The following is a 14,708-nucleotide window of genomic DNA, read 5'->3' as shown; positions in this document are numbered from 1 at the left end:
ATCTAACCCGCAAATTCGGGAGGGAGAGTTCGCCATGACTGCGTACCCAAACATGCTGGCGCCGCTGGATCTGGGATTTACCACGCTGAAGAACCGCGTGCTGATGGGGTCGATGCATACCGGGCTTGAGGAAACCGGCGACTGGAACCGGGTGGCCGAGTTCTATGCCGACCGGGCGCGCGGCGGCGTGGCGTTGATGGTGACGGGCGGGATTGGTCCGAACCTTGAAGGCTCGGTGTTACCGGGGGCCTCGATGATGACCAATGACAACGAGGTGGCAAACCATTCCACCGTAACACAGCGCGTGCATGAGGCCGGTGGCAAGATCGCGATGCAGATCCTGCATGCGGGACGTTATGCCTATGGTCCCAAATGCGTGGCGCCCAGCCCGGTGAAATCCCCGATCTCTCCGTTCCCGCCGCATGAGCTGGACGAGGACGGGATCGAGAAGCAGATCAGCGATATTGTGAATGCAGCCGTGCTGGCCCAGAAGGCGGGCTATGACGGCGTCGAGATCATGGGGTCCGAGGGGTATTTCCTGAACCAGTTCCTGGTGACCCATACCAACAAACGCACCGACCGCTGGGGCGGGTCCTATGAGAACCGGATGCGCCTGCCGATCGAAGTGGTGCGCCGCACGCGCGAAGCCGTGGGCACCGATTTCATCATCATCTACCGCCTGTCGATGATCGATCTGGTGCCCAACGGCTCGACCCATGAGGAAGTGGTGGAGCTGGCGCAGCGGATCGAGCAGGCCGGGGCGACGATCATCAACACAGGCATCGGCTGGCACGAGGCGCGGATACCGACCATCGCCACCAGCGTGCCGCGCGCGGCTTTTGCCTGGGTGACGAAAAAGCTGATGGGCAAGGTTTCGATCCCGGTGATCACCTCGAACCGGATCAACACGCCTGAGGTGGCCGAAGAGGTTCTGTCCTCGGGGTGCGCCGATATGGTTTCGCTGGCGCGGCCGATGCTGGCGGATGCGGATTTCGTCAACAAGGCAATTGCGGGTGAGGCCGCGAAGATCGCGCCCTGCATCGCCTGCAACCAGGCCTGTCTGGATCACACGTTCAGCGGCAAGCTGACCTCGTGTCTGGTCAATCCGCGCGCCTGCCATGAGACGGAACTGGTGATCGGTGAGGCGGAGAAGCGCAAGACTGTTGCCATTGTCGGTGCCGGCCCCGCGGGCCTGTCCACCGCGATGACAGCGGCCCAGCGCGGGCACGATGTCACCCTGTTCGACCGCGCATCCGAGATCGGCGGTCAGTTGAACATGGCCAAGCAGGTGCCGGGGAAAGAGGAGTTCTGGGGCCTCGTCGACTGGTATCGCACCATGATGGACGATCTGGGCGTCAAGGTTGAGCTGAACCGCGAGGTCAGTGCCGACGATCTGACCGGCTTTGACGAGGTGGTCATCGCCACTGGCGTCACCCCGCGCGATCCGCAGATTCCGGGGCAGGACCAGGACAATGTCCTGAGCTATATCGACGTGCTGCGCGGCAAGGCCGAGGTTGGCAGTTCCGTCGCCGTGATCGGCGCGGGAGGGATCGGCTTTGACGTGTCCGAGTTCCTGCTTGAGGACGGGCATAGCCTCACCACCGACCTGCCCGCCTGGATGAAGGAATGGGGCGTGAGTGATCCGGAACAGCACCGTGCGGGCCTTGCGCCCGAAGGACCACAACCCGCCGCCCCTGCCCGTCAGGTCACGTTGTTGCAGCGCAAGGCGCAAAGGCATGGCAAAGGGCTGGGCAAGACGACCGGGTGGATTCACCGGGCCACGCTGAAGATGAAGGACGTCAATTTCGTGGGCGGCGTGAACTACGAACGCATCGACGAAGACGGTCTGCATGTCAGCTTTGGTGAGGCCCGCGAAGATCCGACCGTTATCCCGGTAGAGACGATTGTGCTGTGCGCGGGTCAGGTCTCGGATCGGTCTCTGGCCGATGAGCTTGGGGATCGTGGCATCGCCTGTCACGTCATCGGCGGCGCGGATGTGGCCGCCGAACTGGATGCGAAACGCGCAATCAATCAGGGCACCCGGCTGGCGGCGACCTTCTGAGCCAACGGGTCCATTTTACTTGCGACGGAAAGCTGCGCCGAAAGGCGTGGCTTTTTTTGTGGCGCTTGACTTTTTGGGTACACAGGTACATATGTACATCATGGATACGAAAGTTGAACGCACGCAAACGGGAATCCGCATCGAAAAGCGGCTGCTGAAAGTTCTGAAGGGGCTGGCCGAGTCGCTGGATATGACAGTTGGCGATCTGATCGAAGGCATCGTCCTGCATAGTTTTGAGAACAAGCCACCCTTTTCCGCAGACACGCTGGAAAAGATCAAACAGCTCAAAACCGTCTACGATTTCGACTGGACAGCCGAGGACAGCCACAAATTCAAGGAGCAGGACGAATGACCAAACCGATCCAATGCGCCGACATCACCCGCGCTTTTGAAGCACACGCGATCGACAACGCTACATTCGGACATGCCGAACATGTTCGGGTAGCCTTCGACCTGTTGCGCAAGTATGATTTTATCGATGCTGCGGCGATCTATGCCAAAGGGATCAGGGCCCTTGCCGCAAAAGCCGGTGCGCCGGACAAATTCAACCTGACCATCACTTACGCCTTCATGAGCCTGATTGCCGAGCGCATGGCGCACTCAGCAGACTGCAGTTTTGACGATTTTGTTGCAGCCCACCCGGATCTGATGTCCAAATCCGTGTTGAGCAGCTGGTATTCCAGCGACCGGCTGAATTCGGCACTCGCCCGCGGCGTATTCCTGTTGCCAGCCGCCGCCTGAGGCAGGCCGGATCGTACCGATCTCTACTCGACGGTGATGGTGATCACGTCGGACACGATCGGGGTTGCGTGCGGTACATGGCCTGCATCCCCCAGCACCAGTTGCAGCGTGTGTTCGCCCGGCGCAAGGTCCAGCGTCACCTCGGTCTGGCCGCCGCCGAAATGCATGTGGTTGTCATCGGCGGGCAAGCCATAGGCCAGCTCATCCGCGCCGTCCTCGCCCTGCCCCAGCGGTGGGCGGTTGATCAGCAGGTGGTGATGGCCGGTATTTTCTTTCTCGGTCCCGGCGGGCGCAACGCCCATGCCGTTGAGACCAAACACAATCTTAACGGGTGATTGCACCGTGTCCCCGTCAGACAGGTTGACGAAATAGACCGTTGCGTCGGGGTTCGAGGGCGTCTCTCCGCCGGCCCAGGCGAGCGTTGCGCTCAGACACAGGGCGGTGGCTGTGAAAAGGACTTTCATAATCTCCTCCTTGGTCACAAAAATGCCATTCTCAACATAGCACGATTGAGAAAAGGACCAAAAACCGGGGATTTGCGCTGAATCATATGGCGCGCTGCCCGGCACGCCCGGCGTTTCCCAGTCGCAAACGATCCGAATCAAAACCCCGATATTATCCCATGTCTGCCCAGTTCTCGCCCAGATTGATCGCGATAAAGAGACAACGAACGGAAGACCTGGGGAACGAGAATGGATCGACTGACCGAAATGGAGGCCTTTTCCAACGTGGTGGACCAAGGGGGTTTCACTGACGCGGCCAAGAAAATGGGCATCTCCAAATCGGCCGTGTCCAAACACGTGTCGAGCCTTGAGGCGCGGCTGGGTGCAAGGCTGCTGAACCGCACCACACGCCGCGTATCACCGACCGAGATTGGGCTGGCCTATTACGATCGCGCCCGTCGCGTTCTGAATGACGCGGGAGAGGCCGACGCGCTGGTGACCTCGATGCAATCGGCACCCTCTGGTTTGCTGCGGATCAGTGTGGCCACCGATTTCGGCGTCAATCACCTGTCCCCGGTGCTGTCGGAATTCCTGTCTGCGTTTCCCGAAATCACGGTGAACATGGTGCTGAACAACCGCTATGTCGAATTGATTTCCGAAGGGTTCGACGTCGCCGTGCGGATCGGAGAGCTGGAGGACAGCACCCTGCGCGCCCGCAAGCTGACCGAGACGGTCAAACGTCTGGTCGCATCGCCGAAATACATTGAACAGTTCGGACGCCCGCAAAAGATCGACGATCTGAACGAACACAAGCTGCTGCATTATTCCAGCCAGTCTTCGGGCAGTGTTTGGAAACTGACCGCGCCGTCGGGCGAAAAGCGTCAGGTGCGCACTGCCGGATGGCTGAGCGTGAATGACGGGCAGTCGCTGCTGAACGCCGCCATATCGGGGCTGGGGATCGCGCATCTGCCCAGCTATCTGTATGCCGACGCGCTGAAATCGGGTGAGGTGGTCGACGCCATGCCGTCGCTGCCCGACGAGGTTCAGGGCGTCTATGCGGTTTACCCGCCGGGCCGGTTCACCCAGCCCAAAGTGCGGGCCTTCATTGATTTTCTTGTCGAATCTTACGCCGAAAAAGGCCCGATGGATTGGTAGAATTCTCCCTGAAGTACCTCGGTGGCCCGTGCTGAAAGGCACGGGTCTTTTTTTTGGCACATCACCTCTGATCAGAGTTGCCGATTTCATTTAATGAAATCGGTCCGGAAACTTTCAAAGTTTCCGGCGCGTCGTCTCAGTTGATCAGCAGCACCGCTTCAACCCGGCGATTGATATCGCGACCCTCGGGTGTTGCGTTTGACGTGATAGGCGCGAGATAGCCTGCGCCCTCTGCCTCTATGCGGTCAGGGGCGATGCCATGCGCTTCGATCAGGCGCGCTCGGACTGCCTCGGCCCGTTTCATACTGACAGTAATATTGGCCTGTAAGGCGCCGGTGTCGTCTGTGTGCCCGACCAGCGCCAGACGCATCTGCGGATTGTCGGTCAGATAGCCCGCCAGCAAGGTCAGCGAGGCAAAGGGCCCCTCGCCCAGCACCACCTCGCCGGTACGGAAATGCAGATCGTCCAGAATCACGTGCCCGTTCTGGCTCAGTTCGCTCAAAAGACCCGCCGCGCCATCAACCGTTTCTTCAATCACCAGCGGTGGAGCCGGCTGGGATCCGACCGGCGAGACGCGGATCATCTGCACATAGCCTTCAGGCTCGTTGCGGCTGACCAGCAAGCTCAGCGCATCCTCACCCTTGGTGGCAGCGAGAAAGCGGTAATCGTGGATCGCCACATACATGTCGGGCGTCGGCACCACCTCGGTGCCAAAACGAAAATCGAAGCCGCCGCAGCTGCGGGCCTCGCATTCGAAAGCGATGTCATAGCCCTGTGCCTGCAACTGATCCCGCAGAGGCGCAAGAATCTGCAGCGTGGTACTGGAGCCAGTCTGCAAGCGCCAGGTCAGGCGTTCGACCCGGCCCTCGACCGTGCGAGAGGGCACCGCGCCGTTGGCAAATACGCTGGTCGGCAGATCATAGCTGCCAAGCGCACTGACCCGTTCGCTGACCTGACGGGCGCTGGGCGGCAGGATCAGGTCTTGTGCCAGCGCGGGGCAAGCCAACAGAATGAAGCTGAGAGAGAGGCGCAGGATCATCGGAACTGGGCGTGGTATTCTGGGTTCGGGACCATCGCGGTGGCGCTGGCCACGCGGTTGGTCATGTTGAAAAAGCCGGTGACATTGGCGATGTCCCAGATATCGCGGTCGCTGAAGCCAGCATCGCGCAAGCGCTGGCGGTCTGCGTCTTCGACCGTTACACTGGCATGGGTCATCTGGGCGGCGAAATCCAGCATCGCGCGCTGACGGTCTTCCAGCGGCGCGACGCGGTAGTTCATCACCAACATCTCGCCCAGTTGCGGGTCGCCTGAAAGCTGCCGCACCGCTGCGCCATGCGCCACGAGGCAATAGAAACATTTGTTGATGGAGGAGACGACCACGGCGATCATCTCGCGCTCCAGCTTGGACAGCCCGCTTTCGGCCAGCATCAGATCGTTATACATCGCCGTGAACGCGTTCAGCTTGTCGATATCGAAGGCATAGGCGCGCAGCACATTGGGCACCATGCCCAGCTTTTCGACACAGATATCGAAGTATTTCTGCGTCTCTGGCGGCAGCGGGTCCACCTGAGGCAGATTCAGGGCGGTGGGCTGATCCTGTGTGGTCACGTCGCTCTCCTCATACGCGTTGCCGGTAGTGGTATTCTCCGGCGATCTCCATCCCCAGCGCGCGGTAGAGCGCGTTGGCCCCTTCATTCGCCTTGGTGCAGATCACGCTAAGGGTCTCAGCGCCATTGTCCAGCGCCCAGAAAGCCGCGGCGCGCATGGCCCATGCACCCATGCCGTGGCGGCGATGTTCGGGCAGGATTTCCAGCGCGTGCACCATGGCGATGCCATCATGGATGGCGACGAAACCGGTACCCGCGGGCTGATCGCTGCGGCGTATCAACAGGCCCGTTTTCGGCCCCTGCGCCCGATGCATGATGGCCAGCCGTTCCGGCCCGATGCCGCCCTGCGCCCAGATTTCGCGCATGATCGCCAGCGGTTCCCAGATGTTGAACACGGTCACGCGCGGGACCGGAATATCGGTCAGATGCGCAGCCGGGCAGGTGTAGATATTGACCGGATCGAGAATGTCGTAACCGCGCGCGGCAAGTTGCGCGTCCAGCGCCTCATCCCCTGCCCACAGGCAAAAGATCCGTTTCTGGCCCATGGCCTGCATCGCGGCCTCGGCGGCGTCGATATCTGCATCCGTCACATCGCCGACACGGCTGGCGGCGGACACGCGTGAGCCGCCACCCTGCCCCTTGCGTAACCTGAACGGCCCCAGCGTTTCAAACCCGACGGCGGGCCATGTGGCGTCGACAATCGCGGACCAGTTGGCGCTCAAAGCTCAAGCTCTTTCGCGAGGCGGGTGATGGCGGCGTCGATGCGGCTGCCTTCAGCGCCGCGGATCACCACATTTGCGCCAAAGACACCGTTGATCTGAAACGGATAGCAGCCGATGGACAGATCGTCGAAATCCTCGGCCAGCAGCCCCAGTGTTGCGGCGATATCGCCCTCGCCCCGATCCACCCGCAGGGTTTGTGACAAAAGCGGGCTGCCGCCGGTGAGCGATGGCAAAACACTTGCAACCATCGCCTGAAAAACCAGCGGCACACCGGCCATGACATGCACGTTCCCAAGCGTGAAGCCCGGCGCAGTCGAAACCGGATTGTCGATCAGTTCCGCCCCGTCCGGGATGCGCGCCATGCGCAGGCGGGCGTCATTCAGTTCCAGCCCCGATTTGTCGTAATGCGCCTCAAGCAGGGCGCGGGCATCGGCGCGGACATCGATATGCGCCCCGAAGGCGCGGGCGATGCAATCGGCGGTGATGTCGTCATGGGTCGGGCCGATGCCGCCGCTGGTGAACACGGTGTCATGGGCCTCGGACAGGGCCTTGACGGCGGTCTCGATTGCCGGAGCATCATCACTGACGATACGGACCTCTTTCAGGTCGATGCCCTGCTTTGCCAGCTCTCCGGCCAGGTAATGCATGTTGGCATCGCGGGTGCGGCCCGAGAGGATCTCATCCCCGATCACCAGCATTGCGGCGGTTGGATTGGCCATGGCACGCCCTCCCTCTTGATCGGCCCTTAGGGCAGGTATAGGCCCTAGGCCATGCGATTTGAAACCCCCCTTGTCCCCGCCCGCCTGATCCGCCGCTACAAACGCTTTCTGGCCGATTGCCTGCTAGAGGACGGGCGCGAGGTCACCGCCCACTGCGCCAATCCCGGCTCGATGATGGGTCTGGCGGAACCGGGCGAGAAAATCTGGCTGGAGCCCAACGACGATCCGAAGAAAAAGCTGAAATACGGCTGGCGGCTGGTGGATCACGAGAACGGGCATTTCACTGGCGTCGATACCTCGGTCCCGAACCGGGCGCTGCGGATCGCGCTGGAGGCGCGCGAGATCCCCGAGCTGGCGGCCTATGAAACCGTGACGCCAGAGGTCAGATATGGCGAGAACAGCCGCATCGATTTCCTGCTCACCCAGCCCGGCCTGCCCGATGCCTATGTCGAGGTCAAAAGCGTCACCCTGTCGCGTCAGCCCGGTCTGGCCGAGTTTCCCGACAGCGTCACCGCGCGCGGCACCAAACATCTGGGCGAACTGGCGGCGATGGCGGCGCAGGGACATCGGGCGGTGATGCTGTATCTGGTGCAACGCACCGATTGCGACCGGTTTGCGCTGGCGACCGATATCGACCCGACCTATGCGGCAACATATGAAGCCGCCGAACGGATCGAGCGCCTGATCATCGGAACCCGTATTACGCCCGAAGGGGTCTGGGTCGATCCCACGCTAAGCTGGCAGAGCGACTAAAAGATGGCAACGCCACCCAAGCGGCCGCTACAATCGCGCTTCAAAAATCAGGTGAATAGACCAACAAAGTCTACCGAAATTGGAACAGTTGGGTTCCACCCTGACGTAGTTTACCTTGCAGTTTCTTGAAACTCTTCGAGTTGCTCTATTGCAGATAGAAGAGTCTTGTGAAGCGAATTGATCGCTTCCTTTGAAAGGCTGCTGTTCAGAAGAACCGTATCTGCTTCGTGCACGTCAGCCATGACCGTTTCTATCTTGTCTTTGCCGGATCGGGTCAACTTGACCAATTTGCTGCGTTTATCCGCGTCGCTGGCAAAAACCCCATGCGGTGCTTCTCGAAACGCCGATTTTCTTGGCCGCTCCCAATAGTAGCGGTCCAATATCCTGCCCTGACTACTCAAGCTCCAGTATCGGACGCAACGCATTGGCCCGTTCAACTGCGATCGCACTTTCTTCTGGGTGCTCTACTTCATTAGACAAGATCATCCCCAGGCGACTTATCCACAGGACACACCGTCCGGGAATTAAGGGCACAGTCCGGTAATTAATGATACAGTCCAGAAATTAAAGGCATACTAAAACACTGATTTTGCTAAACTTTCTAAAGTCAACGTCCAGTAATTACCGGCCCAGTGACAGCTAAAATCAATGTGTGTCGCGGCTGCTTGGTTGGAGTTGCGGGAAGCTAGTTTGAAAAAGAGCTATGTGAGACAAATTCGGCTAGAACCGCTCTGCTTCCATTTTTCCAGATTGTCTGACGACGGACAGACTTAACAAACATTCATACTTCAGAAAAGAATGCGACAAAGCCGCTTCATTATCGACGATCAATGATTTGGAGCCGTCGGACGGCTTCGGAAGGATAAACGCAGTCGGCCAGAGTACTTCGGTTGAGGTCAGCTAGGAAGGCGGCCTCTGCCTGGGCCAGTCGCGCCTTCAAGCGGCAGTGCGGGGTCAGTGTGCAAGCTGTGCCATCGGGTGAGAAGCACTCCACCAGCACCTGGCCGGATTCAAGGAAGGCCACCACGTCGCCAAGCCGGATTTCCTCTGGCGGGCGCGCCAGCGTAGCCCCGCCACCGCCGCCGCGCCGGGTCTCAAGATAGCCAGCTCCGGATAGCGCGGAGATCACCTTGGCAAGGTGGTTGCGCGAAATCTGAAACTCTTCTGCAAGATCGGCAGTTGTCAGGGCGCGGGCCGGGTCCCCTGCCATGCGCATCAATACGCGCAGCCCGAAGTCAGTGAAAGAAGTGAGGCGCAAGGTCGCAATCCTGTTTTGGTATTTGCAATGCGTATTAACTGAGCATATTCGGCAAATCAAATACCAATTCGATCATGCCCAGATAAATCGTACCCAAAAGGACCGGCCATGAAAGATGATGCCGCCATCCCCGCTCAAGAAGAACCCGTCACTCCGGTCGACCGGATCGCGGTCAGGTTTCAACATACGACACGCCCAATTCTCGCGTTGCCGGCGGAGCGCGTGGAGCAGCAGCAGGGCCGATGATGAGGCTTGCGGGAGTTTCGGCAAAAGGTCGAGGTGCAACAGACTGGTTGCTCACCACCTTGGTTGCGCGCTTGCAGGGAAGGGATATCCGGATCGCAGGTGCCCTGCGCGCGCGAGAAACGCAGGGCAAGACAGGCCATTGCAACAGCGATTTGTGGCTATTGCCTGACGGGCCTGTCGCCCGGATAACGCAAAATCTTGGCGCTGGCTCCACCGCCTGTCGGATGGATGCGGGAGCTCTGGAAGATGCGGTCGGTATGGCGACCGCGCGCCTGGTCTCGGACGGGGCTGACTTGGTCGTGTTGAACAAATTCGGCCTCAGCGAGGCGGAAGGGCGCGGATTTCGCGCTCTGATGGTTGAGGCCCTGTCGCGCGACATACCGGTCCTGATCGGTGTGCCCGATGCCCACCGGGCGGCTTTCGAACACTTTGCGGATGGCATGGCGACGACATTACCACCCGAAGAGAACGCGGTTCTGGCCTGGTGTCATGCGGCGATCGCGTCACTTAACAGAGGAGGCGTGAATGCAAGATCCGACAACCCTGACACCGACTGACGCGCTGATCGATCACATCCGGACCCGATACCACGACACACATCGACGCGAGTTGCCGGGCCTTGTTGCTCTGGCCCGCAAAGTCGAGACAGCTCATGCGACCGACCCGAACGCCCCGCATGGATTGACCGATGCGCTTGAAACGATGACCGCAGAGCTCGAGGTACACATGCGTGAAGAAGAGAAAGCTGTCTTCATTGCGCTGCAGACTGGACCCTCATCAAGCGCCGCAATGGCTGTCCAGGGTCTACGCGCGGCACATGACAATCAAGAGGCCGGGCTGAACCACATCGCAGCGATTACCCATGGGTTTCGACTGCCGAGCTACGCCTGCCGGAGTTGGCGGCGTCTTTATCAAGGGCTCGGCAAGCTGGTCGATGACCTTGATGAGCACATGTATCTCGAAAATGAGGTGCTGTTTCCGCGTATCGAGGCGCCGGTGTGAGCGATGGCATGCATCTGCCTCGCCGCCCTGCGTGGCGGCGGAGGTCGACCACACTCCGTTTGCAGAAAGTAGGACCCGAGATATGACTGCCAACCCCCGGCCCGTTCAACGCCCGCGCCTGCCCGGGCAGAATGCGGTGGCGCGGCTGTCGGCCGTATTAGTTCAGCCGATACTATCGCGCGTCGTCCGACGCGTCGCGGAACGCCACCCGTCGCTCTTTGCTCGACTTGGACCGCATCAGACAACAGATTATATCATCGACCCAGTTGAACTGCCCTTCGCACTGCACCTACGCCCTGATCCGCAAGCCCTGATCCTCCGCGCTGTGCCGCGCGATGTTGCACCCGTTGCCGGCGCGGCAATCCGTGGCCGTTTCATGCTGCTGCTAGAATTGATCGATTCAGAAGAGGATGGTGATGCGGCCTTCTTTTCGCGTGATCTTGAAGTGACCGGCGATACCGAAGCGGTTGTGCGACTGAGAAACGCGCTTGACGATGTCGATGGCTCCATCGCCGAAGAAACCGCCGACATGTTCGGCGCACCGGGACGCGCGATCCTGGCGCGACTGCGCCGTTCATACCCCGCAACCTGAAAGGAAATAGCCGGACCATGAGTCTTGCCGAACTGATCTGTCCCGCCGGCACGCCAGCTGCCCTGCGTACCGCCGTCGATGCTGGTGCCGATGCCGTCTATTGCGGTTTCCAGAATGCCACCAATGCCCGCAACTTTCCGGGCCTGAATTTCACACCGGAAGAGCTGGCCGAATCCGTTGTCTATGCCCACGCAAAAGGGGCGAAGGTTCTTCTGGCCCTCAACACCTATCCGCCTGCGGGCAAGGTGGACCTCTGGCGACAGGCCGCCGATACTGGTGCGCGGTTTGGCGTTGATGCGTTCATCGTTGCCGATATGGGGGTGGCCGATTACATCGCCCGCACCCATCCCGGCATCCGGTTACATCTGTCAGTGCAGGCCGCAGCCTCCAGCCCCGAGGCCATCCGCTATTATTGCGAGAGTTTCGGTGTGAAGCGCGTTGTCCTGCCACGCATCCTGACGATCCCCGAGATTCGCCAGATCCGCAAGGAAATCCCTTGCGAGATCGAAACCTTCATCTTTGGCAACCACGGGCTGATGGTCGAAGGGCGGTGCAGCCTGACCAACTACTTGACCGGGCAATCCACCAACATGGACGGCGTCTGTTCCCCGGCCTCGGACGTGGAATATGCCCGCCACGAGGATGGGTCGATGTCCTCGAAGCTTGCGGGCTTCACGATCGACTGTTTCGGACCGAACGAAAAGGCCGGCTATCCCACGATCTGCAAAGGCCGATATACCGCGCCGCACCGGCCCGAAGGTTATTACGCCTTTGAGGAACCTGTCAGCCTCAACCTCTCGCGGCTATTGCCCGATCTGATTGGGGCGGGTGTTCATGCCTTCAAGATCGAAGGGCGGCAGCGTTCAAAAAGTTATGTGCGCAATGTTGTAAAGGCATTTCGCGCAGCGGTGGACGACATCCGGGCGGGCGGTGAAGCGAATATCGCCGATCTCGTCGCATTGACCGAAGGGCAGAAGCAGACGCAGGGCGCCTTCGAGACAAAGAAATGGCGGTGACGAACATGACAAAGCTGACACTGGGCCCAATCGCCTACCACTGGTCTGCCGAACAGCGGCACGATTTCTATGCCCGTATCGCGGACGAGGCTCCTGTAGACGAAGTCTATCTGGGCGAGGTGATCTGCTCAAAACGCGCACCTTTTCAGGAGGCGGGCTTACCGACAATCATTGAACGATTGGAGGGTGCAGGGAAGCAGGTGATCCTATCGACACTCGCCGAGGTGATGCTGAAGCGCGAGCGTAAGACGACCGAGGATCTGGCCGCGATGGACGGACCCGAGATCGAGATCAACAATGCCGCGGGGCTTTATGCGCGCGGCAAGCGCCCGCATCGGATCGGCCCCTTCATGAACGCCTATAACGAGGCCACGATCAAATGGATGGCGGATCAGGGCGCGACCCATGTCGTTCTGCCCACGGAACTGCCCGCCCCGGCCATCGCCGTTGCCACGCAGACAGCCCGCGATCTGGGACTGGGTGTCGAGGTACAGGTATTTGGTCGCGTCTCGCTCGCCGTTTCGGCACGCTGTTACCACGCGCGCGCGCATGGCCGCACAAAGGACAATTGTCAGTTCGTTTGTGAGGACGATGCCGATGGGATGCCGCTGACCACGAGCAAAGATCAGCCGATTTTGCGGGTGAATGGCATCCAGACCCAGTCCGAAAGCTATGTCGACCTCATGCCGGAATTGGCACGGCTGGCTGATGATGGTGTCACCCATTTGAGGCTGATGCCGCAGAAGGTGGATATGGTGGCCGTCACGCAGGTCTACCGGCGCGTGCTGGAGCGCAGACTCGATCTGCCAGAGGCGGAAGCGGTGTTGCGCGAAATCTGCGGCGGGGTTCCGTTCAGCAACGGCTTCTTCCACGGCGAGGCCGGATATCGCCGTATCGCCAATGCCAATCCAGCGTAATTGCGCGGCGAGGGCTATCCAATGGTGGCACCGTATCGACCCATGTTTCTGGCTGGCGCGACCTGGGCAATTGTCGGAGTTAGCCTGGTCGGCTGGGACACAGGGATTGACCTGACCCATTCGCCGCTTGGCAATCGGTGGGCCTGGCACGGCCATGAGATGGTGTTTGGCTTCGCCGCGGCCATGTTTGCGGGCTACGCGCTGACCGCGATGCCAAGCTGGTCCAAGAGTTCTCGTATGTCTCGCCGGCTTGTAGTGCTCCTAGTGGCCCTTTGGGTTGTTGCAAGGTTGACCGCAGCAGGTGCATTTGGGACCGGTCCTGTTCTGGTTGCAGCAGGAACCGCCGCCTTTTTGAGCTTTGTAACGCTGACACTCTCGCGTGCGGCGTTGCAATCCCCATCCTCGAAAAGCGTGGGATTTTCGCTGTTCGCGTTGACGATGACCGGTGTGCAGATTGCAGCGCTACGGGGCGGGACCATGCCGTTCATACCGGTTTTGGGCTTTGCGGTCCTTCTATCAATCGTGGGCGGCCGTATGGTTGCGGGTTTCACCTGGAACAGGTTGAGTTGCACCCCGCCCGGCGAGCGACGCTTCAGGTTGGCACGGCTTTTCGGTTATCCCTCTGTCATGGCCATCCTCGTAGCGCTCTTGCTGGAAACGCTCGGGACGGCATCCGAATGGGTCATCGCAAGCCTGGCGGTTGCCGCTGCAGTCGAAACGGTTCGACTGGCGCTCTGGTTGTCCAAAGTTACATTCGAAGACGGTTTGTTGCGTATGCTGATTCTGGCTTACTGTTGGTTGCCCTTGGGGCTCTTGCTAGTAGCGCTCAGCAAAGCGAATGTGTTGATGCTGCCCGACAGCGACGCCCTGCACTCGCTTGCCGCTGGGGCAATGGTATGTTCGATCTATGCCGTGGCCTCACGCGCTGTGGCCCGCCGTGCTGATCGACTACGATCGCCTATGATCGATCAATGTGGTTTCGCGTTGTTGTGGATGGCGGCTATTATACGGGTATTCGCCCCGACCGATACGATAGGTCACGCTGCCATACCCCTGATCTGGTGCATCGCCTGGGCTTCTTTCATAGTGCGGCATGGCGCGGCCCTATTCCACCCGGCCCCCCAACCTGTATTCAGTGGTCCGAAACGGCTTACCGGGGTTCTGAAGGTGTAGACGCCCCCGCTGAAGGCGCGTCTGGCGTTTTCGAGCGTGGCGGCAAGAAATCCCCTGAGATCGACGATGAGCCGTTGAAAGAGCTGCACGCTGTCTAGCCCCCATGTTCTGGGTCATTTCGGACTAGAGTTGAGCACCTGCCCACGCCGATCGACTTCGCGGTCGGATAAAACGGCTCAGCCTGAGTGAGAAAGAGTGGCAACAAGGAAGTTGCTGCCTAACGTTGCTCACACCAAAACGCCAGTTATTCGCACCAAAATGGGATTTTCCGCTCTTCAACCAGTTTAGATGAAACCAACTAA

Annotated in this window: 19 protein-coding genes; 12 read left to right on the top strand and 7 right to left on the bottom strand. The window is 60.0% G+C overall.

Annotation, left to right across the window (positions count from 1 at the left end; translation table 11 throughout):
* Positions 1 to 34: 34 nt before the first annotated feature.
* From ACR0K9_RS17715 to ACR0K9_RS17705, 3 genes are all read left to right on the top strand, one after another.
* Positions 35 to 2,062: an FAD-dependent oxidoreductase gene (locus ACR0K9_RS17715; RefSeq protein ID WP_480825202.1), complete on the top strand. Its 2,028-nt coding sequence runs from the start codon at positions 35 to 37 to the stop codon at positions 2,060 to 2,062.
* Positions 2,063 to 2,162: 100 nt separating this feature from the next.
* A complete protein-coding gene (locus tag ACR0K9_RS17710; RefSeq protein ID WP_480825200.1) occupies positions 2,163 to 2,414 on the top strand; it encodes a hypothetical protein in 252 nt (83 codons plus the stop codon).
* A complete protein-coding gene (locus ACR0K9_RS17705) occupies positions 2,411 to 2,803 on the top strand; it encodes a hypothetical protein (RefSeq protein WP_480825198.1) in 393 nt (130 codons plus the stop codon). Before ACR0K9_RS17710 ends, ACR0K9_RS17705 begins: the two co-directional genes overlap by 4 nt.
* Positions 2,804 to 2,826: 23 nt before the next feature.
* Here the strand turns inward: ACR0K9_RS17705 and ACR0K9_RS17700 are convergent, their stop codons facing one another.
* On the bottom strand, positions 2,827 to 3,267 hold the full coding sequence (locus tag ACR0K9_RS17700; RefSeq protein WP_480825196.1) for a DUF4399 domain-containing protein: 441 nt from the start codon (positions 3,265 to 3,267) through the stop codon (positions 2,827 to 2,829).
* A 228-nt stretch (positions 3,268 to 3,495) separates the two neighbouring features.
* Between ACR0K9_RS17700 and ACR0K9_RS17695 the strand changes: the two genes are divergently transcribed.
* Positions 3,496 to 4,401: a LysR family transcriptional regulator gene (locus ACR0K9_RS17695; protein ID WP_480535783.1), complete on the top strand. Its 906-nt coding sequence runs from the start codon at positions 3,496 to 3,498 to the stop codon at positions 4,399 to 4,401.
* A gap of 136 nt (positions 4,402 to 4,537) precedes the next feature.
* Here ACR0K9_RS17695 and ACR0K9_RS17690 read toward each other — a convergent pair whose 3' ends face one another.
* From ACR0K9_RS17690 to ACR0K9_RS17675, 4 genes are read right to left on the bottom strand one after another with little or no spacing between them, the layout of a single operon-like run.
* The gene (locus ACR0K9_RS17690) at positions 4,538 to 5,440 is read right to left on the bottom strand and encodes an OmpA family protein (protein ID WP_480825194.1); all 903 of its coding nucleotides are present in this window, start codon (positions 5,438 to 5,440) and stop codon (positions 4,538 to 4,540) included.
* On the bottom strand, positions 5,437 to 6,009 hold the full coding sequence (locus ACR0K9_RS17685) for a peroxidase-related enzyme (protein WP_480825192.1): 573 nt from the start codon (positions 6,007 to 6,009) through the stop codon (positions 5,437 to 5,439). The genes ACR0K9_RS17690 and ACR0K9_RS17685 overlap by 4 nt, the downstream gene beginning before the upstream one ends.
* Positions 6,010 to 6,019: 10 nt before the next feature.
* Positions 6,020 to 6,730 (bottom strand): GNAT family N-acetyltransferase, encoded by a 711-nt coding sequence (locus ACR0K9_RS17680; RefSeq protein ID WP_480825190.1) that lies wholly within the window; start codon positions 6,728 to 6,730, stop codon positions 6,020 to 6,022.
* Positions 6,727 to 7,449, bottom strand: coding sequence for a competence/damage-inducible protein A (locus ACR0K9_RS17675; protein ID WP_480825188.1), 723 nt, complete (start codon positions 7,447 to 7,449; stop codon positions 6,727 to 6,729). Before ACR0K9_RS17675 ends, ACR0K9_RS17680 begins: the two co-directional genes overlap by 4 nt.
* A gap of 51 nt (positions 7,450 to 7,500) precedes the next feature.
* On the opposite strand from ACR0K9_RS17675, the gene sfsA reads away from it, so the two are divergent.
* Positions 7,501 to 8,202 carry a DNA/RNA nuclease SfsA gene (gene sfsA, locus ACR0K9_RS17670; protein ID WP_480825186.1) on the top strand — a complete coding sequence of 234 codons (702 nt, stop codon included), beginning with the start codon at positions 7,501 to 7,503 and terminating at the stop codon, positions 8,200 to 8,202.
* Between the two features lie 110 nt (positions 8,203 to 8,312).
* Here sfsA and ACR0K9_RS17665 read toward each other — a convergent pair whose 3' ends face one another.
* Together ACR0K9_RS17665 and ACR0K9_RS17660 are read right to left on the bottom strand one after the other, a co-directional pair.
* Positions 8,313 to 8,582, bottom strand: a complete 270-nt coding sequence (locus tag ACR0K9_RS17665) for a hypothetical protein (protein ID WP_480825184.1) — start codon at positions 8,580 to 8,582, stop codon at positions 8,313 to 8,315.
* Between the two features lie 437 nt (positions 8,583 to 9,019).
* Positions 9,020 to 9,460: an Rrf2 family transcriptional regulator gene (locus ACR0K9_RS17660; protein WP_480825182.1), complete on the bottom strand. Its 441-nt coding sequence runs from the start codon at positions 9,458 to 9,460 to the stop codon at positions 9,020 to 9,022.
* 108 nt (positions 9,461 to 9,568) lie between these two features.
* On the opposite strand from ACR0K9_RS17660, the gene ACR0K9_RS17655 reads away from it, so the two are divergent.
* The 7 genes from ACR0K9_RS17655 to ACR0K9_RS17625 all read left to right on the top strand — a co-directional run bounded on the left by ACR0K9_RS17655 (position 9,569) and on the right by ACR0K9_RS17625 (position 14,406).
* A complete protein-coding gene (locus ACR0K9_RS17655) occupies positions 9,569 to 9,706 on the top strand; it encodes a hypothetical protein (RefSeq protein ID WP_480825180.1) in 138 nt (45 codons plus the stop codon).
* Positions 9,703 to 10,263 carry a DUF2478 domain-containing protein gene (locus tag ACR0K9_RS17650; protein WP_480825178.1) on the top strand — a complete coding sequence of 187 codons (561 nt, stop codon included), beginning with the start codon at positions 9,703 to 9,705 and terminating at the stop codon, positions 10,261 to 10,263. The genes ACR0K9_RS17655 and ACR0K9_RS17650 overlap by 4 nt, the downstream gene beginning before the upstream one ends.
* Positions 10,232 to 10,708 (top strand): hemerythrin domain-containing protein, encoded by a 477-nt coding sequence (locus ACR0K9_RS17645; protein WP_480825176.1) that lies wholly within the window; start codon positions 10,232 to 10,234, stop codon positions 10,706 to 10,708. The genes ACR0K9_RS17650 and ACR0K9_RS17645 overlap by 32 nt, the downstream gene beginning before the upstream one ends.
* A gap of 82 nt (positions 10,709 to 10,790) precedes the next feature.
* Complete coding sequence (ubiT, locus tag ACR0K9_RS17640; protein ID WP_480825174.1) at positions 10,791 to 11,300, top strand: ubiquinone anaerobic biosynthesis accessory factor UbiT; 510 nt, start codon at positions 10,791 to 10,793, stop codon at positions 11,298 to 11,300.
* 17 nt (positions 11,301 to 11,317) lie between these two features.
* Positions 11,318 to 12,316, top strand: coding sequence for a ubiquinone anaerobic biosynthesis protein UbiU (gene ubiU / locus ACR0K9_RS17635; protein ID WP_480825172.1), 999 nt, complete (start codon positions 11,318 to 11,320; stop codon positions 12,314 to 12,316).
* A 5-nt stretch (positions 12,317 to 12,321) separates the two neighbouring features.
* Complete coding sequence (ubiV, locus tag ACR0K9_RS17630; RefSeq protein ID WP_480825170.1) at positions 12,322 to 13,233, top strand: ubiquinone anaerobic biosynthesis protein UbiV; 912 nt, start codon at positions 12,322 to 12,324, stop codon at positions 13,231 to 13,233.
* Between the two features lie 21 nt (positions 13,234 to 13,254).
* A complete protein-coding gene (locus ACR0K9_RS17625; RefSeq protein ID WP_480825168.1) occupies positions 13,255 to 14,406 on the top strand; it encodes an NnrS family protein in 1,152 nt (383 codons plus the stop codon).
* Positions 14,407 to 14,708 lie beyond the last annotated feature (302 nt).

The organism is Ruegeria sp. L12, assembly GCF_056531745.1.
The sequence above is the reverse complement of the archived record's forward strand: the minus strand, read 5'-3'. Positions and strand labels throughout refer to the sequence as shown.